Below are 18,189 nucleotides of genomic sequence, written 5' to 3' on the forward strand. Positions count from 1 at the left end.
TCAGTTCACCATGCCGCCGGTGACGATGTGTGCGATGCGCCTGTCACGCACATCCTGGCCAACATCGGCGGGGGCCTGGGCAACGATGACAGGCTGCTTGCTTGCCCCTGATGCCAGCGGCACGACTACGGACGGGGCATCGGCGACCGTGGGAACCGACGGCGCACGAATGGTAGGCGCCTTCGGCATGCTGGCCATCACAGGAGCAGATGCGCCGAAAGCGCCTGCCGATGCGGCAGAAAGGTACTTCCCGTATTTCTCAGTTCGATCATCAAGGCCGTTCGCGCCGCCGTTGATGCCCTTCGTGACTGCGCGAACGTCTCCCCGCCTGGCGGCAGTGCCTAAGTCCGCGTCTTTCCAGTACCACGCGGCGACCTTGGCAGAGTTTTCAGGTGCGGCGGCAAGCTCGGGGTGGTTCTCAAGGTCAAGGCCAAGCGCTTTGCCCGCCCTTGCGTAATTCGCCCGGCCTGTCAGCTGGATGGCTCCACGCCCCCGGAAGTTGTAGGCATCGCCGGGGCTCTTGTTCCCCATCCGGCCGCCGTACATCAGCTCCGCCACAGCTTCCGGCCCCTGCGCCATGGCCTGCTCTACCGCCGGCAGCCCCTTTTTTCTGGCGCTTGCGCTGACTTGCATGAGGCGGTCGGCGCTTTTGTACCTGAAGCTTTCTTCATTTTTCGAGAATCCGCCCGACTCGTGATCGAGCTGGGCCATGAACATCGCTTGTTCCTTCGGGTCAGTGATGCCCGATTCCGCCATCTGCTTCACCATGGCGTCCTTGTTGCGATTCCCGAAGACGGCCCGGCCGACGGACTTCACCTTGTCGACACCCCTTTGGATGAAGCCCTTCTTCTTGTCGGCCTGGGCTTCCTTGGCTTGCTGCGCGCGGTAGAAGGCGTCTTCGTATGCCTGCGTCCCCGGGGTGATCCCGGATGGCGCAAACGTGGCCTTCGCCGCCGCTTCCTTCGCATACTCCCCATCGCGCTTTTCGAGCGTGTCCGCCCGCGCCTTGGCAATCTCTGCGTCCTTGTCGATGCCGACGGCCTTCAGCGCCGCCTTCGCGGGCGCCGCGGCCCCTTCCTTGATGCCCTCCACGCGCTCCTTATCGTGCGAGGTGTCGGCCGCCCACTCCGTCACCTTCAGCATCGCCAGCAGCGGCGCCATAGCCGCAGCCAGGCCGCCAAGCACCGTAGCGACGCCCGGGAGCGCAGCCTTGATTCCGTTCATGACAGTGCCCAGCATGCCCCCACCGCCGGCAGCCGCACCCGCCTCCGGCTTCTCCTCCAAAGCCTTCAGGCTCTTGCCGGCCGCCTTCGAGAATGCGGTTTCTTCGGCCCGGAACATGCGCAGCTCGCCGAAGATCTTCCGAAACCATCCAGTTTTCTGGCGCTCCGCCTTGTCACCGCCGGCCAGCGCCTGGTAGCCGCGCGCCAGGGGCTGCGCGACCTCGCCAAAAGCCTTTACCGCAGGGTCGGCCTCATCCATCCCGGATCTGCCGATGGCGCCCGCAATACTGACACCACGACCACGAACGGCGCCAAACGTCGCGCCCGCGGGGCTGCTGCTGGTGCTCGCTGCTGCCGCCGTCGCATCCCCGTTGGTCGCCTTTTTGGCGAATCGCCCGCGTTCGTCGCGCTGCGCCGGCTGCGCCACCTCGGCCCCTACCCGACCAAGCGAGCGGCGGGCGGCGTTGGGCTGTGCTGCACGGGCGGTGTTGGCCTCGCCCTTCCGGCTCCCGGTTGGAGCAACTGGAGAAAAGCGCGCGGCCGCGAGCCCCTCCGTCGTCCTGCTGCCGCTTCCTCGAGCAGCGGGGCTGACTGCCTGGCGGAGGGCGCGCACTTCACCGAGGATTCCGGATAAATACTCCTCGGCCTTCCGTCCGCCAGCCCGATGGAGTTCCTTGATAGGCTCGCCGCCAATGATGAAGCCGGCGGCGTCGCTTCGGATCGTTGCCATGGTCAGCCCTTCACCGACGGGCGTGCGGCGTCAAGGAGCGCGACAGCGGCCACGACGCGAGCTTCGGCGGGGGCCTTGGGGTCGGCCGCGACATCGGCCAGGGCGGCGACAGCAAGGGCGGCGTGTTGTGCTGCGCGGCGCTGCAGGCCGGGTGAAGCCGGAGGGCGGCCGGCTCCGGGGCGGTCACCGCCGTGATTTTTCGTAGCAGTTGGCATCCTTGATCCTCGTGATGCCCGGGCGGCACGGTGGCCACCCGGTGGGCGCTATTTCCAGTTTTTTTGGACCCGGGCAATCGACTCGATGGTCGCGGGCGGGACGACCTTGAAGCCAGCGGGCAGGTGGGCCGGATTTTTGGTTTTCAGGAATTGCGCCAGCTTGGCGATCTCCGCCTCTGCCTGCTTTGCCCGGACACGCTCGGCCGCTGGAACATGGTGAGCGCCGGAGTTATCCAGGAGCTGCGCAGGGCCGCTCAAGTCTAAGAGCCGGCGGGCGGCTGCGGCCATCTGGTCAGCCAGCGAATCAGCCACGCTGGGCCACCACAGGGCGGTAAGTGATGCCGACGACTGGCGGGCGGGGGGCGAAGTCCTCCGGAAGGGCCGATTCGTCGCGAGTGCGCAGGAACTCGCCGAGGGTTTCCACCTCGGCGGCAAGCCGGGCCTGCTCTTCCTTCAGCGACGCGGCGCGCTGGGCGTTTTCGTCCGCGAGTTTCTTCGTCAGGCCGGTAATTTCAGCAGCGGAAAGGCCGGCGGTTTCATACTTCACGCGAGCAGCACCTGCGATGCTTTCGACGTAGGCGACCTCGCTCGGGATGTTCTCCAGCCGTGCGGTGCCATCGAGGACACGCCGACCCGCTTCGGCGATCAGGGGGGCAAGGCGCTTACGCTCGGCGGCTTCGACTTCCTTCACCCTGCCCGCGATGAATGCCATTTCGGCGAAAACCTCCACGAACTCTGCGTCCAGAACGGCAATCGCATCAACGACCCGGCCCGGGTGCCGCTGGACGGCAAGGAACGCAACCGTTACCGGGGAAATGTCCGTCAGGCTGGCCCGTAGGCGGGAGAGAACGGCTTCGGCGGCTGCCATCGAGGCAGGATCGCCCAGCAGGATTCGCACGTCGGCGGCCAGATCGGCAGGGGTGTATTCGTCGGTTTCGGCGGTACGGGTGTCGGTGGTCATTGCGCGGCCTTCAACTTGAAAAACTTGATTATTAGGGCCGAAAACTTGATTAAATCGGACGTTTTCCGGGTTTTCGGCTGGTCCCGATACCCAGAATTTGGGTGTCGGTCAAAAGGGGCTGGCCAGGGCTCCCGCGTTGCCGAGACTCCGGAAGCCGAAAACACCCAGAATTTGGGTAGTTTCGCAGTGGCTACCGCCAAGGGCCGATGAACCCGGGGAATCGGCGTTCCATTCGCCGGCTTATCCGATCGGGGCTACCAGGCTGCGTCGACGGCTGGTGAAACCCGGGTTTTTCGGTGAGCGGGAATGAAGTCCTCGATGTCGCCACTACAAGGCCGTGACGATGGCTGTTGAAACGAAAACGATGATTGAAAAGCCTCACCATTCATAGCTGTCGCCACTACAAGGCCGTGACGATGGCAGGTGAAACTTACGCGAGGCAATCGCGAATGTGAGGCTTTCTTAAGCATTTGACGGCCCCTTTTTGGCCCCGTCATTACGGGAATTTCCCGTAGTTTCCCCAGTGTTCGCGCGGGATTGAGGCGGGTCGAAGGTTTCCATTTGGGCGCGGAGAAACTTTCGCAAATCGGGAAACTTTCGCACCGCCTTTTTTGCCTCCATGAATCGGCTTTCGTGGTGCAGTTTCGGACGGCCAGGCCAGTCACAGTGCTGCGGTCTTGAAATTGGCCCAGATCCCGCGATCCAGCGCGGTCAGGGTGCAGAGGGTCATCGGAATCAACTGCTCCACAAACCGGCCACTCCGGTCCACCGGCGCATTGAGAGGCTGGCCGATGTTCTCGATTACGAGAGGAAAATAAGTGCGGCCTTTGTACTGCATGGCGATGCGGACCGGCGCACGGGACGGCATCAGGGCTTCCACGTATGCCATGTCGCCCTTAACTGTCTTGGCCAGCCTGGCAAGGACAGATCCGTCTTTCGACAGCTCCGCCGGAAGTGCCCACTCCATGAGCTTGGCGACCGGCTCCTCAACCTCTTTGACCGGATCAGACCAGGCGCGGAAGACGGCCACCACCTGAAATTTCACCGGCTGCATGCCGTTGAAAACCTGCGTGCTATTCAGCAACGTTATCCCGGTGCGCCCCTCGAACTGCTTGAGGAAATCGCCAGATTTCTTTTGAGCCGCTGCGCCATCGGCGCCCGTTCCGCCCATTGAGGCCGCCTCTACGATGGGCTGAAGCACGCCGGACTGCAGCATCGCCATCAAGGCCGGGGCCTTCGATTCGGGGCCGGATTGTTCGAACGGGCTCTGCCAATTCAGCGACGCCTCCATCGATGCCTCGGTGAGCGGCGCGACAACGGTCGCCGGGTCGGTCTTGCTCGTCCGCTTCCACGCGCCGTTGTCGTTGTCGACCTCGAAAAAGTGCGCCAGAAGGTGCGGCGAAAGCCCATCCCACTTGGAGGAAAGTACCGGGGCGTCAAGGCTGGGGGCGGTCACAATTCACCGCCTTCGGTGTCCGAGCTGGCGGGCGCAAGCTGCACGTGGACCACGGGTTCGGCGATGGCCTGGCGGATGCCCTCAAGGGCGACGAGGTACGCGTGGAGGACACCGCGCACGGCTTCCGGGTTGTCGGTGCCAGCATCCCGCGCCTGCGCCTCTGCAGCGGCCATGACGGTCTCGGGCGTTGATTGGGCAACTATTTCGCGCAAAGTATCGATGCAGGCGCTGGCAAGGGCGTGGGCTATGCCGTCGACGGTGGTTTCGGTGGTGGTGGTGGTCATGGTCAGGTCTCGTCGGTGGATTCGATGGCGGCAGGCTCGGCGAGCACCAGGTGTAACCGGCGCTCGGCTTCCAGTGCGTCGCCGGCGCTTTTCTTCAGCCGGTTGGCTGCGGCCGTGAGGATGGATCCGCCGCGCAGTTCGAGAAATTCGTCCCCGTTCAAGTCGGTGAGTCGGTTGATCGCATCTATCACGTTTTGGGCATCTCGCTGGATCGTTGGGATCACGGAAGTGGCCGCCTCAATTTTCTTCTGCAGGGCAATGAGTGCCTGAAGGTCGCGCGACCGCATGCGGTCCCACTGGTCCAGCAGATGGGGAGTCATCCCCCGCGGCACCCCGGCCTCGAAGTCGTCAGAAAGTCCGAATAAATACTCCGTCGAAACTTCGTAAATGCGGGCAGCATCGCGAATCAGGCGGATCGGAACGGAGTTGGTGTCCGTGGCATTCTCGACTTTCGACAACTTCGACGGGTTGGCGTAGCCCAGCCGGCGCGCAGCCTCCGATAGCGAGAGGTTACAAAGCTCCCTTGATGCCTTCAGGCGCAGGCCGATAGTTTTGACCAATTCCGCCTGCGCGTGGCGGATTGGTGGGGCCTCCTGGATTACTCGCATTCCTTTTTCCCTTTGTGGTTCGGTGCTGCGCGGCGTGCCAAATCTGCCCGGATGTCGCCGACTCGCCAGGCCGTCACACGACCGGATAGCCTGACGGGCGAGGGTATTGCGCCAGCCGCGGCCCAGCGCCAAATGGTGGGGCCAGACACGCCCCCGTAAATCGCCTGCATCGTAGGCAGGCGCACGTACGCGGCATCCGGCAAGCCGCCAAAATTAGCCAGTGCGGACGGGATTGCGGCGCCTGCTGGAGGCGCGGATGTGATGTGTAGAGCAGTCATGGTCAGTTCCTTTCGCGCGATACGGTGCCGTACGCATCGGGTCGCAACACGACGGATCGTACCCCCTTGCAGCCAAAAACAAAATCCACACACGCAAAAAATATAGTTTTAATTCAATGGCTTAGTAAAGCATTTGCTAAACTTTGCGTTTAGGGTTCACTTGTGCCGGAGGCTCGCGCCGAGACATTGCGGCGGGGTGTCGGTCAGTCATCCCCCATCATCGACCGGCGGCGCTTCTCCGGTTTTTCGGCTGTCGCGGCCCAAGTCCCCGCAAAGTCCTGGAAGCGGGTGAACTCGCCCCGGAAGGCCAACGGAACGAACCCGCCCGACTGGCCCTGGCGCACCTTCAACATTCCGATTTCTGCGGATCCGCGATGCGGTGAATCAGGGTTGTACGCTTCGTCCCGATAAACCGACATGACGATGTCGGCATCTTGCTCAATGGCCCCCGAGTCGCGCAGGTCGGAGAGCATCGGCCGCTTGTTTGGCCTGGCTTCTAAGGACCGATTTAGCTGCGACAGAGCGATGATCGGCATTTTCATTTCCTTTGCGAGCTCCTTGAGGCCGCGGCTGATCTGCTCGATTTCGGAGTTCCGGTTTATGCCTTCACCCGCCATCAGCTGCAGATAGTCGACGACCAGCAACCCTAGTGATCCGGCCTTGCGCCGCACCTGACGCGCTTTGTTTCGCACCGCCTGCAAGGTCAGGGCTGGCTGCTCGTCAAGGAACAAGGGAGCCTTGTGCAGCTCGCCTGTGACCATCGTCACCCGCGCCCAGTCGTCCTCAGTGAGTTGGCCCGTGACCAGTCGATCCAGCGGGACGCGGCCGCCAATGGCTAAGAGGCGATCCATGAGATCCGCTTCCTGCATTTCCTGCGAGCAAAAAAGCGAAGCTGTTCCAGCGTGGGCACAATTGGCAGCGATTTGCAGCGCGAGTGCCGTCTTACCCATGGCCGGGCGAGCCGCGATCAGAATCAATTGCCCAGCGCGCATGCCGCCGGACAGGCGCCGGTCGATATCGGCAAAGCCAGTCGACAGGCCAGTTTCCCGCCCCTCTGCTCGTCGCTCAATCAGTGCCAAGTGTCGGAACAGGGCGTCATGCATGCCCTGGGGAGCGGTTTCCGCGCCGTTTGAATCAGAAAGTTGCGCGAAAGCCGCCTGGGCGAAGTCCAGTTTCTCGGCCGTGGTGCGGTCGTGGCGCGTGACCTCGTCGTGCACCTGTGCCGCTGCTGCACGAATGCGGCGCTGCATTGATTTGTCGCGGATTGTTTCGGCGTATCGCGCAGCGTTGCCAGCCCAGAATCCCCCATTGGCGATATCCCCTATGTAGGCCATGCCGCCAGCTCGGTCCGCTTCATTCCGGGCCGCCAGTGCGTCGTGTACCGTGACGACGTCGAAAGCCTTGCTTGCGGCGGCCTGGGCGAGGATCGCCGAGAAGATCAGCCTGTGCGGTTCCTGGTAGAAGTCGGTAGCGGCCAGGGATCCAATTCGGTCAACGGCATCCGGATCGACCAGAAGCGAGGCCAAGACGGCCTGCTCGGCCTCGATGGAAAACAGATCCTGGGTCACTGAGCCCCCGCCTGGCCTTCAAAGGCCTTAAGGGCTTGCATCCCGATGGTGGTCAGTCGGTAGGATTCGTCGCGATCAGACCACGACCACACGCCCATCCAGCCCTCTTTGACGGCCCGTAAGAACACGCGACGCCAGTCGGCATAGCGCTTTAGATTGGCCTTCTCGTCGTTGGTGTAGCGCTCGCGGAAACATATCCAGGCCAGCTCGATCCACTCTGCAGGGATTCCGACCTGCTCCGCGTAGTCCCAAACAGGCTGATAGCCGGAGACGGCCTTTTGGCCTGACGCCCGGATGTCGGTCAGCCATACCTTGAAAGTCGTCTTGCGGCCCTTTGTAGGGTCGGAGGTGGGCTCTGCCGATGCGACAGCGGCGGAAGAGGGCGGTGCACTTGGTAACGGAGACGGAGACGGAGACGGAGACGGTGCACAGCTATTTTCTGCAACCCGCATGCTGTCGTCTGCTTCTGGTGTGCTAGTAGCAGACGACAGCAGACGGTCAGCATAGGCTGGCATGGTTTCCGCAGCCCTTTCGCGTCCGTGATGCTTGCACAGGGCAATCCACCGTGCTTTTTCGGATCGTGCCGCAGCGCCCGCAGACCACGGATTGTGTTCGGCCCAGTCGTGGATGCTGTAGTTGCCATCCTCGCCGTCCAAGAATCCGACCGCGACGAGCGTAGCGACAAATGCACCGTCATCGCCAGCCCAGTCCACGGCAAGCTCGACGTCCTCTGCGGTCATGCCAGTGAGCTTGCCGTCGGAGCGGTTCGCTGCCGCCCACAGGAATAGGCAGATCAGCGACCATGGGCCACTATCCCCCAGCTTGCGTTTGAGCTTTTTGGTTTTTGGGTGGCTGACGATGGAGACGTTAACCCTGGCGTCGATCATCTGGAGCCCCAGGGCTGCCGACGGCTCTGCGTGGCGGCGAGACAGTCGTCCATTACTTCGGCCAGCGCGTCGGAAGTCAAATCGTGGAGAAAGGCAAAGCACCGGCCATCGCGCCCCCAGTAGACGGCAGGGGTCTCGAGAGCAAAAGTGAACCCGTACGTGCCCCAAATCGACCCGTAGTGAACCGGATAGTGGAGCTGCACGCGGAGCGTCGGCGTGCCGTCCGCGCCGGATCTGCGGTGGCCGCCCGGGTGGTGCCCGCTATGGAGGGTTGGGAGTAGGGCGGAGCGGTCGCGGGCCATCATCGAGCCCCTCGGCGCACGGACCCGAGTCCGCGCATCAGGGGGTCGACCAGGATGCCCGCAATACCAGCCGCGGTGCCGTAATCCATGCCGCCAGCCAGGATAAGCAGGGCTTTAATCTTTTCGGCCGCTTCGGCCTGATTGCGGGCGCGGGCGATGGCGTCAATCGTGTTGTCTGCCATATCGGCGGCGCGGCGCTCGGCGGCCATGGCGGGGGTATCCGGAATCATGATTACCCCCTTACGCCGTGGCGCCCGTGGCACGAGTGCGGCTGTCGAGCCACGCCATCAGATCCGCCCGGCGGTAGCGGACCTTGCGGCCAACTTTCAAAAAGGGCAGGGTGTAGCGGCCAGTGCTGCGCCAGACAGAGAGGGTGCCGGGGGACACGTCGAGGACGGCAGCGGCGGCCTTTTCGTCGAGGAGGTCGGCGACAGGCGCAATTACAGCCCGGAGGCTATGGGTGGTGTTGGCTTGAGGGGTCATGGTTCACATCCATTTGGACCCGCGTTGCCTGATTGGCTTGCGGTATGGATTAGAACTTTCGGTTAAGGAAGCACCTGACAGGAAGCGCGATTACCTGACAGTTTGGTAGGTGTCATGAAGTGACAGGTACCTGCCAGGCGCGCCAGCGCTGGATTTTGACGTGTCACTAAAAGATTATGTGGGCAGCCAGAGTTGCAGCCTTAGCAACTCCGTTTCAGGGCGAAATGTTCGGCAACAACCCGGTGGGCTACGTAGGCCGTTCGATCGTCTTTTGTTTTACCCTGAAGCCAAGAGAGAACCTCTTTAAGCAGTGGGGGCTCCGTTCGTGTGCGAGCAGCAGCCCATGCTGGGTAGTCATTAACAGCCTCCAATAGGGCGGCGAATGTCTCGCCTTGGATTGCTGAGTGGTCTTTTGTGATAGGTGTGGGCGTTGCCTGTAGCCGCGTCAACTCTGTCTGTAGGCGAGCTACTTCGGCGGAGAGTTTGGAGTTTCGTGCGCGTTCCTGGTTGCGGTCTTCTGTGATGATTTCACCCATCTGGGATTCGAGCTGCCAACTCTCATGCCGGCGTGCCTCTTCGGCTCTCGCTTCGTCGCGCTCCCTCGTTACCTTCTCCAGTTCAGCCTGAAGCGTATCGCGTTCTCGCGAAACTTCCGTGAGATTGTCGGACAATGAAATCCACGTGGTGGATGGTGCGTCAGAAAGCGGCGCCGGCATGGGGATAGGCCACACAAAGCCGTTCCTGTCACACCAGTTGCGAATATCTGCTTGGGACAGCTCGATGCTATTAAGAAGAGCGCTTTCGCCATCTCTTGTGGCAATTAATTGAGAGTTCGCGGCATCCTTAAGGGCTTCGCGCCAGTGGTAGAAGTCTTGGTGATCATCTGAATCTGCTGCGCCGGGCTCCTTGCCGGTAAGGATCGAAGCTGCTGCTTGTAGGCCTACCCACTGACGCACCGCATACACATGCTTCCACAGTGGTGTTCCACGACCTTTTAACAAGCAAGGAGGGACCGTAATTCCACACTCTTGAAGTGTGACGGCAACCTCTTGGCGGAGAAAACCAGCCTCCGCGTGCCTGGCTTCGGATAGAACGTCTGCCGATGCGTTGATGTGTGTGTTTGAAATGGCTTCCTGAAGATCGTGGAAGGCTAAGGCGAAACCCCCTTCAGAAATTTCATTGTTGTCGTATTTGCGCAATTGGACCTCAACCTTGTGCAGCAGATGGCAAACGCTGAATGCACGTGCGACCTCTTTGGTTGGGACTCCTTCTGCTTCGGCGACAACATCAAGTAGATCTGTAAATGAAATGAAACGCTCGTCATCATGTTTGGCGAGTAGATCGCGGACTCCCACAGTAGTGCCCCTTTGCGCTTGTCCTTGTAAAAAGTGCCGCGCCAGCCGGGCAAGGGAACCCGGTTTTCCTCCCGTCGGAGTAGGCGCGGCGGTTGTGCTCGGTCAGGCCGCGGCCGCGCCCTGGTGATGCTCGTCGCGGGTCACTGACAGGCGCAGGCCGGCCGCGTTGAGCACGGCCAGCAGCGTCTTCAGCGTCGGGTTGCCCTTGGCGCTCAAACTCTTGTAGAGGCTTTCCCGGGGCAGGCCGGCACGTTCGGCGACCTTGGCCATGCCTTGAGCTTCGGCGACGTGCCGGAGTGCCTGCAGCAGGGCTTCCTGGCCGCCGGGCTCGTCGATGGCTTCCATGCTCGCAGCGAGATATTCGTCAGCAAAGGCCGGGTCTTCGCGCAGCAGTTCGACCACGGCTTCATCGTGTGGGCGGGATGCGGTGCTCATGGTGCGCTCCTTGCTCGGTCAGGCGGCGAGCCGCCAGCCGTCCGACGTTTCCTCAAATGTCAGCTTGGGGGCCTCTTCCCGGTCGGTATCGGCCAGGCGTTCGACAATCTCCAGAACGGACGGATTACCGGAAACCTTCTCGAGGTAGAACGCACGAATGAAGCGGTCGGCAATGCGCGGCACCCGCCCCCGCTTCTCCCAGCCGGCGACGCTCTGCGCCTCGTAGCCCCACCAGTGGGCGAGCTTTGCCTGGGACAGCCCCAGTTCCTTGCGCAGGAACCGAAACTCGGCCCCCGTCAGTTGAGCCCGCTCCTTGACCAGCTTCATGCCAATCACGCGATGCAGGCCTTCAATATCCTCGATGGACACACCCTTGCCATAGGGCGTGTCTTCCTCCCTGAAGCCGTTGGAGAGCCAGACATTCGTCAGCCCGCCTTCCGTGTAGTGGTACATCAGTCGCTCCCAAAAACCGTTATCACAAACACCCGCTTGCCGGGCTCGTCGTTCATATCAATGGCACCCGCCACCGATATTTCCTGCCCACAGCTGACACCACGAACCGTCAGCTTCCAGTTCCCATGAATGTCGACCGTTGCCGGCTCTGCCACTCTCCCCTTGCGCATCACATCAAGCACCTGGGCCAGCGTGATTTGCCGTTGCCGCATTCGCTGTTTGGCATGGGTAAGGAGCACGACTCGGGCTGAGTCGGCGGCAATCTCCCGCAGGAGGCGAAGGGCGTTGGCGTCGTTCAGCCGAAAGGGTACAGGATTCGTCATTACCTATACTTTTTATAGGTTGATGGAGAGAAAATCAAGCGACATCGATAGGCCCTTGCTCACGCTTTCACCACTCGCAGACCGGGTGCCAGCTCTTCATTCGGCTGCTCGATGCCGGCCTGCTCCAGAATCCAGCCCTCAATCTTCATGCCCCGCCCCGGTTTTTCTTGGGCAGCGGCAGCACGGTCGCCCCTTCCTTCAGGCCGGCCGCCTCCATCATTGCGGCCGTTGCGGTGTTCACCGACTGGCGGACCGGATCGAGGTCGAGGCGCGCATAGATCGCAGTCGCCTGGTGCGTCTTGTGGTTCAGGCTCTTGCCGATGATGGTCAGGGATGCGCCGGTTTTCGCCTGCCAGCTTCCCAAGGTGCGGCGCAGGTCGTGAATCCGCAGGTCGGTCATGGCGAAGTGTTCCGGGTCGATCTTCGCGGCTTTGGCTTGGGCGTGATACTTCCGTTCGGCCTTGGCGAGACTCTCGAGAGCCAAGGCATCCGCTTCGGCGCGGGCGTCGCCTTCGATCTTCAGGGCGTCGAGCAGGCGGGCGAGGCTGGCGGATCGCAGGACCGTCGACCATGCCTTTTTGGGTTCTACGAGGTGCCCGGTCTTGCCAGTGCCAGGGAAGACGAAGGGCGACGTGTCCGCGTGCTCCTGGCGGGCCTTCAAGACCATGACGGCCTCGGGCGAGAGCGGGACATTCTGCGGCGTGCCGTTCTTGGTCATGCCGATGCGCCAGACGGTGCCGGACAGATCGAGGTCGCGCCATGCCATCGCCTGCACGTTGGCGCGTCGTGCACCGGTCAGCAGGGACAGCAGTAGGTAATCCCGTTGGCCAGATCGCGCAACGGCGTCGAGCAATTGCGGCAATTCGTAGCCTTGGGCGAAGCGGTCACGGGTAGCGGGCGGATTCTTCTGTACCCGGCTGGCTGGATTCGGTCCGATGAAAACCTCTTGGTCAGCCATGTAAGTGAAGACCGAAGACACGACAGCAACGGCCCTGTCAGCCTGTGCCGCACTCTTGATCGTGGTCTTCTTGTGGATCGCCTTCATGTCGGTTCGGGTGATCTGGGACAGCTTCTTGGCCTTGATGGGGGTGAGGTACAGCCGCAGCACGTCTTGATAGTCGCGCTTGGTGCGCTCCCCCAGGGGCGAGCCATCGCGCTTGCGCTTGCCTATCAGGAAAGCATCGAAGGCTTCGCCGAAGGTTGGTTCTCCGCGAACAGCACGGCGGGCCTCGGCAGGGTTGGAGCCACTGGCAAACTCTCCCAGCACCTTGGCGGCTTCCTTCCGGGCTTGCTCGACGGTCATGTCTGGGAAGCTGCCCAGCTTTACCCAGGCCATAGACGTACCGGCCCGCTTCACGACGTAGAAGGTGCATGTCCCGGCGTGCGTCATGCGGATCGCCAGCTTTGGCACGTCGGTATCGTAGATCGTCAGTCGCTTTCCGGGCTCGGGCGCTTTAAGTCCGAGTAGTGCAACCTTGGAGAACTTCAGGTTTGCCATTTACTCACCTTGGATTGTCTGGGCTAGCACCGGGCTAGCACGGGCTATCAATTTTGGGCTATTTTCGTGCTAGCCCGTTAAGGTGAGTATAAGTTACAATCCTTGCTGCGTATGGCTTTGTTAAGATTCAGTGGTCTGGATTAATGTAGGAACCCTCTAACTTGTAATGCGAAGGTCGAGGGTTCGATTCCTTTCTCCGGCACCAAGAATTTCAAGCACTTAGGCCAGTCCGCGAGGGTTGGCCTTTTTGCTTTTCAGCTTCCGTGCACTGCCTGTATGCGGTGTTTCTGGTCTGCAAGCATCTGGGAGGTATCTGTGGCGTCATGCATGGCCTAGCGGGATACATCATCATCGCGTGTTGCATCTGCACGGCCATCGCCGGCTTTGTGATGCTTGCAATCGACATGCGGAAGAGCCGGCGTGGTGCCAGGCGCCGGCAAAAGCTCGTTTCCCGCATTCTTCCTAAGTAAGGGCGGGCGCCAGTCGCCCGATGAAAAAACCCCGGCACGGGGCCGGGGTTGGATCAGTCCAGGCGGGCCAGCTTGGATTTTGCCATTGGCGGGTTCTTGGCGAAGTAGCGCTTCAGTCCGCGCACAATGGCTTCCGCCATGCGGTCCTGGTAGGCCTCGTCGTTGAGGCGGGCTTCTTCTTCCGGGTTGGAGATGAAGGCGGTTTCGACGAGGATGGACGGAATGTCCGGCGCCTTCAGGACGGCGAAACTCGCCTGTTCCACTTCTCCCTTGTGCAGACGGTTGATGCCGCCGAGCTCACCCAGTACGGCCTTGCCGACTTTCAGGCTGTCATTGATGGCAGCAGTCTGGGACAGGTCCAGCAGTGTGCGCGCCAGGTGGCTGTCCTTGACGCCCAGGTTCACGCCGCCGATCAGATCGGCCGCGTTTTCTTTCTGCGCAAGCCAGCGGGCGGCGGTGCTTGAGGCGCCCTTGTCCGACAGAACAAACACAGAACTGCCGCGGGCGCTCGGGCTGATGAAGGCGTCGGCGTGGATCGATACGAACAGGTCGGCCTGTACCCGACGCGCCTTGGCGACCCGCTGTTGCAGCGGCACGAAATAATCGGCATCGCGGGTCAGCATCGCGCGCATGTTGGGCTCGGCATCAATCCTGGCCTTGAGGCGGCGTCCGACCGATAGCGTGACGTGTTTTTCAAAGCTGCCGGCGGCGCCGACGGCGCCTGGGTCTTCACCACCATGGCCGGGGTCGATGGTGATGGTGATCAGGCGGCTGACACTGGGTTCGTCGTCGGCGGGTTTGGCCGGCCGTGCCGGCGTTTCGGCAGCGGTCTCGCGCGGGGGAAGATCTGGCTTGCGTGGTGCTTCAGCCGTTTTGCGGGGTTTTTCCTCTGCCCGCTGCGGCGTGATGGCTCCGCCGACGGCTGCTTCTTCCGGGGTGATTTTTTCCAGCAGTGCCAGCAAGGGGTCGACGGGTTCGACCGGGTAGAGGTCGAGCACCAGGCGGTGGCCATATTCGCCGACCGGCTTGAGGGTGAATATCTGCGGGCTGACCTCGGTTTTCAGTTCGATGACCAGCCGGACCACGCCGGGGCGGTTGCGACCGGCACGAATCAGCTGGATGTAGGGATCCTGGCCGGTGATTTTGGTAGGCAGGGTCTGGAGGATGTCGTTCAGCTCGACACCTTCGAGATCGACGACGAGCCGTTCCGGGTTGTGCACGGACTGGTGCGTAAAGACCACCGGGTCACGGCTTTCCAGGGTGATCCGGGTGTAATCCCTGGCCGGCCACACGCGCACCGCCAGCATGGAGGTCTGGGCGGCCTGGCCGGGACGGCTGACCAGAAGCAGCAGGCCGACCCCGGCAGAACCGAGGAAGCGGCGGCGGGTCAGGGGATTGCCCTGGCTGGGACTCAATTGGGGGAAAGCGCGACGAAACGTTCCAGACATGTCTGACCCTCCCTGTTCAACGCCCGCAACTCAAGGTCGCGACCGCCAGACGCGGAAACCTGCAGCCGGACTTCGAGATCTGCTGCCTGAAGATAAGGCTGGGCGCGGTCCGGCCATTCCACAAGACGGATGCCATTGCCTTCAAAGTACTCTTCGAGGCCCGCTTCAAGAAACTCTTCTGCATTGGTGAATCGATAAAAATCAAAGTGATATACGACTATTCTAGAATCTTTATAGGGTTCAACCAAGGTATAAGTTGGACTCTTTACCTTCCCTGTGTAGCCGAGGCCGCGTAGCAGGCCCCGGGTCAGGGTTGTCTTGCCGGCGCCCAGGTCACCGCACAGGAAGATTGTCAGTCGGGCAGGCAGGGCGCTGGCGAGCTGCTGGCCAGCCGCCAGCGTCGCGTTTTCATCGATGAGGTGCATGCGGCCTTGCGGGTCGCTATCATAGGCAGGATGAACTTGGGGCACGATAATCTTTCTGGTAGTCAGGACGGCCTGGCATCTCTGGCGTCACGCATCAAGGCGTGGGGGCGGGAACTCGGCTTCGATGAAGTGGGCGTTGCCGATACCGACCTCGCCACGGCGGAGGCGGGGCTGATGGCATGGCTGGAGGCCGGTTGCCACGGGCAGATGGATTATATGTACAAACACGGGACCAAACGTTCCCGTCCGGCCGAACTGGAGCCAGGAACGCTGCGGGTCATTTCGGCGCGGATGTCTTATCTTCCCGATGCCGCCGATGCCTTGACGGTGCTGAATGATCCGTCGAAGGCCTATGTGTCGCGCTATGCCCTGGGGCGGGATTATCACAAGGTCCTGCGCGCGCGCCTGCAAAAACTGGCAGACCAGATCGTCGACGTGTTGCCCAGCGCCTACCGGGTTTTCGTCGATTCGGCGCCGGTGATGGAGGTTGCCCTGGCGGAGAAAGCCGGGCTGGGTTGGCGGGGCAAGCACAGCCTGCTGCTGTCGCGCTCTGCCGGTTCATTTTTCTTTCTCGGGGAAATCTACACTGACCTGCCGCTGCCGGTCGATGCCTCCGTGGGCGAGCATTGCGGCAGTTGCTCCGCCTGCATGACGGCCTGTCCCACCGGAGCCATCGTGGCGCCTTATCAGGTCGATGCGCGACGCTGCATTTCCTATCTGACCATCGAATTGAAAGAGGCTATCCCGGAAGCATTTCGCCCGCAGATCGGGAACCGCATTTATGGTTGTGACGATTGCCAGCTGGTGTGTCCCTGGAACCGGTTTGCCCGGCAGGCTGCAGAGCTGGATTTCGTGCCTCGCCATGGGCTCGATTGTGAAGAACTGGTAAAGTTGTTTCATTGGACGCAAACGGAATTTAATGAGCGCATGGCGGGTAGCCCGATTTACCGGATTGGTTATGAACGCTGGTCTCGTAACCTGGCGGTTGCGCTTGGCAATGCTCCTGGAATGGAGGCCGTGCTGGGCGCACTTCAGTCCCGGCTGAACGACGCATCTGCGCTGGTGAGGGAGCATGTTGAGTGGGCCTTGGCCCGGCACCATGTTCTACCTCCGGAAGCCGCTGTATAGTATCGATAATGTTTCGCAAGCCGGCCAAACTCCCCGCTGAAGAAGTTCAGTCACCGCAAACCCTGGCGGAAGTCACTGCCATGGAGTCGTGGCGTTTTGATCCGCTGTGTCTGGCGGAAGACGATCCCAAGGTCGACGCGCCTACCGAACGGCAGGACAAGTTCCGTATCAAGATGTTGATGCGCGACGGTGAACGCCGTCGTGAAACCGAGCTGCTGATTCAGAAGCGTTATGCATGGCGGGGTTACGGCCAGCTCGGCTCCCTCGACGAGCCCAATCAGCTGACCATGAACGCCGAGCTGTTCGGCAGGGTTTATGCAACCGTCACCGTCAACGTGGACTCTCCCGCCGGCCTGGCGCTGGATACCACCTACGGCGCCGAAGCGGCTCGCCTGCGGGCGCAGGGCGCCAAGTTGTGCGAGTTTGGACGTTTCGCCATTGATCCGACGGCGCGTTCCAAGCGGCTGATCATTTCGCTGGTCCACCTTCTTTATATTTACGCTCATCGCGTCAAGGGATGTTCCGACATCCTGATCGAGATCAATCCGCGGCACCGGGCCTTCTACGAAAAACTGCTCGAATTCGAGCAACTCGGGGCAGAACGGATTTGCGAGCGGGTCAAGGCGCCGGCGATTCTCATGCATATTTCCTGTGCCCGGATTGAACGCCGGCTGAAGGATATCGGTGGCAAGTGGCGGGAGTTGCCTGACGAGAAGTCCGCCTACAAGTTTGCCCTCAGCTCGGAAGAAGAATCAGAACTGATTGCGCGCCTCGGCTACTAGGCGCCGTCCCGCCGGGGGCATCCCGACTGGCGTAGAATCCGCATTCCCTTTTCTCCGCATTCACCATGTCCGAAACTGGCAAGCTGCCCATCGGGGTTTTCGATTCCGGTGTCGGTGGCCTCACCGTCGTGCGCGCCCTCATGGAGCGCCTGCCCCTCGAGAACATCATTTATTTTGGCGACACGGCCCGGGTTCCTTACGGGGTCAAATCGGTGGCGACCATCGAGCACTTCACCGGGCAGATCACCGATTACCTGCTCGACCAGGGCGTCAAGATGCTCATCATCGCCTGCAACACGATGGCGGCGGTGGCGTCCCAGGTGGTCAAGGAGAAGGCCGGGCACATTCCGGTGCTGGATGTGATCGATGCCGGTGCCCGGGCGGCGGTGGCCGAATCCCGCTCGCGGGCAATCGGCGTGATCGGCACCCCGACCACCGTCAACAGCAACGCTTACGCGCGACGCATGCACGCCCTCGACCCGAACGTGCGGGTGTACTCGCAGGCCTGCCCGCTGTTCGTGCCGCTGGTGGAGGAGGGCTGGCTCGAGCACGAGGTCACCCGCCTGACCGCCCAGGAATACCTTAAGCCAGTCCTCGCCGAAAACGTCGATACACTGGTGCTTGGCTGCACCCACTATCCCCTGATCAAGTCGCTGCTGCAGGACGTGGTGGGGCCGAATGTGCGCCTGGTGGATTCCGCCATCACCGTGGCCGAGCAGGCCGCGCGCATGCTCAACGAGCTGGGCATCGCCAACCCGGGCGACAGCCTGTCCACCTACCATTACACCGTTACCGACATTCCGCTGCGCTTCCAGACCATCGGCGAGCGCTTTCTGGGGCGCTCCCTCGGGCAGATCGAGAAAGTCGACTGGTAAGC

General features: G+C 61.8%; 21 protein-coding genes. 3 read left to right on the plus strand and 18 right to left on the minus strand.

Going from position 1 to position 18,189, the window contains the following annotated elements; translation table 11 throughout:
- The 18 genes from ETQ85_RS04565 to tsaE all read right to left on the minus strand — a co-directional run bounded on the left by ETQ85_RS04565 (position 1) and on the right by tsaE (position 15,450).
- A complete protein-coding gene (locus ETQ85_RS04565) occupies positions 1-1,953 on the minus strand; it encodes a glycoside hydrolase family 19 protein (protein WP_148577865.1) in 1,953 nt (650 codons plus the stop codon).
- Positions 1,954-1,955: 2 nt separating this feature from the next.
- The gene (locus ETQ85_RS04570) at positions 1,956-2,168 is read right to left on the minus strand and encodes a hypothetical protein (RefSeq protein WP_148577866.1); all 213 of its coding nucleotides are present in this window, start codon (positions 2,166-2,168) and stop codon (positions 1,956-1,958) included.
- 48 nt (positions 2,169-2,216) lie between these two features.
- Complete coding sequence (locus tag ETQ85_RS04575) at positions 2,217-2,480, minus strand: hypothetical protein (RefSeq protein WP_148577867.1); 264 nt, start codon at positions 2,478-2,480, stop codon at positions 2,217-2,219.
- The gene (locus ETQ85_RS04580; protein WP_148577868.1) at positions 2,473-3,129 is read right to left on the minus strand and encodes a hypothetical protein; all 657 of its coding nucleotides are present in this window, start codon (positions 3,127-3,129) and stop codon (positions 2,473-2,475) included. Before ETQ85_RS04580 ends, ETQ85_RS04575 begins: the two co-directional genes overlap by 8 nt.
- Positions 3,130-3,790: 661 nt before the next feature.
- Positions 3,791-4,585 carry a hypothetical protein gene (locus ETQ85_RS04585; RefSeq protein ID WP_222862054.1) on the minus strand — a complete coding sequence of 265 codons (795 nt, stop codon included), beginning with the start codon at positions 4,583-4,585 and terminating at the stop codon, positions 3,791-3,793.
- Positions 4,582-4,869, minus strand: coding sequence for a hypothetical protein (locus ETQ85_RS04590; RefSeq protein WP_148577870.1), 288 nt, complete (start codon positions 4,867-4,869; stop codon positions 4,582-4,584). The genes ETQ85_RS04585 and ETQ85_RS04590 overlap by 4 nt, the downstream gene beginning before the upstream one ends.
- Before the next feature lie 2 nt (positions 4,870-4,871).
- Positions 4,872-5,477, minus strand: coding sequence for a helix-turn-helix domain-containing protein (locus ETQ85_RS04595; RefSeq protein ID WP_148577871.1), 606 nt, complete (start codon positions 5,475-5,477; stop codon positions 4,872-4,874).
- A 481-nt stretch (positions 5,478-5,958) separates the two neighbouring features.
- Positions 5,959-7,323 (minus strand): replicative DNA helicase, encoded by a 1,365-nt coding sequence (gene dnaB, locus ETQ85_RS04605; RefSeq protein ID WP_148577873.1) that lies wholly within the window; start codon positions 7,321-7,323, stop codon positions 5,959-5,961.
- A complete protein-coding gene (locus ETQ85_RS04610) occupies positions 7,320-8,210 on the minus strand; it encodes a hypothetical protein (protein WP_148577874.1) in 891 nt (296 codons plus the stop codon). Before ETQ85_RS04610 ends, dnaB begins: the two co-directional genes overlap by 4 nt.
- Positions 8,211-8,511: 301 nt before the next feature.
- Positions 8,512-8,742, minus strand: coding sequence for a hypothetical protein (locus ETQ85_RS04615; RefSeq protein ID WP_148577875.1), 231 nt, complete (start codon positions 8,740-8,742; stop codon positions 8,512-8,514).
- Positions 8,743-8,752: 10 nt separating this feature from the next.
- Positions 8,753-8,995, minus strand: a complete 243-nt coding sequence (locus ETQ85_RS04620) for a helix-turn-helix domain-containing protein (RefSeq protein WP_148577876.1) — start codon at positions 8,993-8,995, stop codon at positions 8,753-8,755.
- Between the two features lie 200 nt (positions 8,996-9,195).
- Complete coding sequence (locus tag ETQ85_RS04625; RefSeq protein WP_148577877.1) at positions 9,196-10,350, minus strand: hypothetical protein; 1,155 nt, start codon at positions 10,348-10,350, stop codon at positions 9,196-9,198.
- Positions 10,351-10,452: 102 nt separating this feature from the next.
- Entirely contained in the window at positions 10,453-10,785 is a 333-nt protein-coding gene (locus ETQ85_RS04630; protein WP_148577878.1) for an addiction module antidote protein, read from the minus strand.
- Between the two features lie 18 nt (positions 10,786-10,803).
- Positions 10,804-11,238, minus strand: a complete 435-nt coding sequence (locus ETQ85_RS04635; RefSeq protein WP_148577879.1) for a helix-turn-helix domain-containing protein — start codon at positions 11,236-11,238, stop codon at positions 10,804-10,806.
- Positions 11,238-11,561: a DUF4258 domain-containing protein gene (locus ETQ85_RS04640; protein WP_148577880.1), complete on the minus strand. Its 324-nt coding sequence runs from the start codon at positions 11,559-11,561 to the stop codon at positions 11,238-11,240. Before ETQ85_RS04640 ends, ETQ85_RS04635 begins: the two co-directional genes overlap by 1 nt.
- A 145-nt stretch (positions 11,562-11,706) precedes the next feature.
- The gene (locus ETQ85_RS04645; RefSeq protein WP_148577881.1) at positions 11,707-13,059 is read right to left on the minus strand and encodes a tyrosine-type recombinase/integrase; all 1,353 of its coding nucleotides are present in this window, start codon (positions 13,057-13,059) and stop codon (positions 11,707-11,709) included.
- Positions 13,060-13,582: 523 nt separating this feature from the next.
- Positions 13,583-14,977 carry an N-acetylmuramoyl-L-alanine amidase gene (locus ETQ85_RS04650; protein WP_148577882.1) on the minus strand — a complete coding sequence of 465 codons (1,395 nt, stop codon included), beginning with the start codon at positions 14,975-14,977 and terminating at the stop codon, positions 13,583-13,585.
- Positions 14,941-15,450 carry a tRNA (adenosine(37)-N6)-threonylcarbamoyltransferase complex ATPase subunit type 1 TsaE gene (tsaE, locus tag ETQ85_RS04655; RefSeq protein ID WP_425473119.1) on the minus strand — a complete coding sequence of 170 codons (510 nt, stop codon included), beginning with the start codon at positions 15,448-15,450 and terminating at the stop codon, positions 14,941-14,943. The genes ETQ85_RS04650 and tsaE overlap by 37 nt, the downstream gene beginning before the upstream one ends.
- Between tsaE and queG the strand changes: the two genes are divergently transcribed.
- The 3 genes from queG to murI all read left to right on the plus strand — a co-directional run bounded on the left by queG (position 15,433) and on the right by murI (position 18,187).
- Positions 15,433-16,530, plus strand: a complete 1,098-nt coding sequence (queG, locus tag ETQ85_RS04660; RefSeq protein ID WP_148577920.1) for a tRNA epoxyqueuosine(34) reductase QueG — start codon at positions 15,433-15,435, stop codon at positions 16,528-16,530. The two genes, tsaE and queG, sit on opposite strands and share 18 nt — an antisense overlap.
- Before the next feature lie 8 nt (positions 16,531-16,538).
- A complete protein-coding gene (locus tag ETQ85_RS04665) occupies positions 16,539-17,312 on the plus strand; it encodes an N-acyl amino acid synthase FeeM domain-containing protein (protein WP_148577884.1) in 774 nt (257 codons plus the stop codon).
- A 65-nt stretch (positions 17,313-17,377) separates the two neighbouring features.
- The gene (murI, locus tag ETQ85_RS04670) at positions 17,378-18,187 is read left to right on the plus strand and encodes a glutamate racemase (protein WP_148577885.1); all 810 of its coding nucleotides are present in this window, start codon (positions 17,378-17,380) and stop codon (positions 18,185-18,187) included.
- Positions 18,188-18,189: the final 2 nt, after the last annotated feature.

It is taken from the genome of Zoogloea oleivorans (assembly GCF_008107625.1).
Taxonomy (GTDB): domain Bacteria; phylum Pseudomonadota; class Gammaproteobacteria; order Burkholderiales; family Rhodocyclaceae; genus Zoogloea; species Zoogloea oleivorans.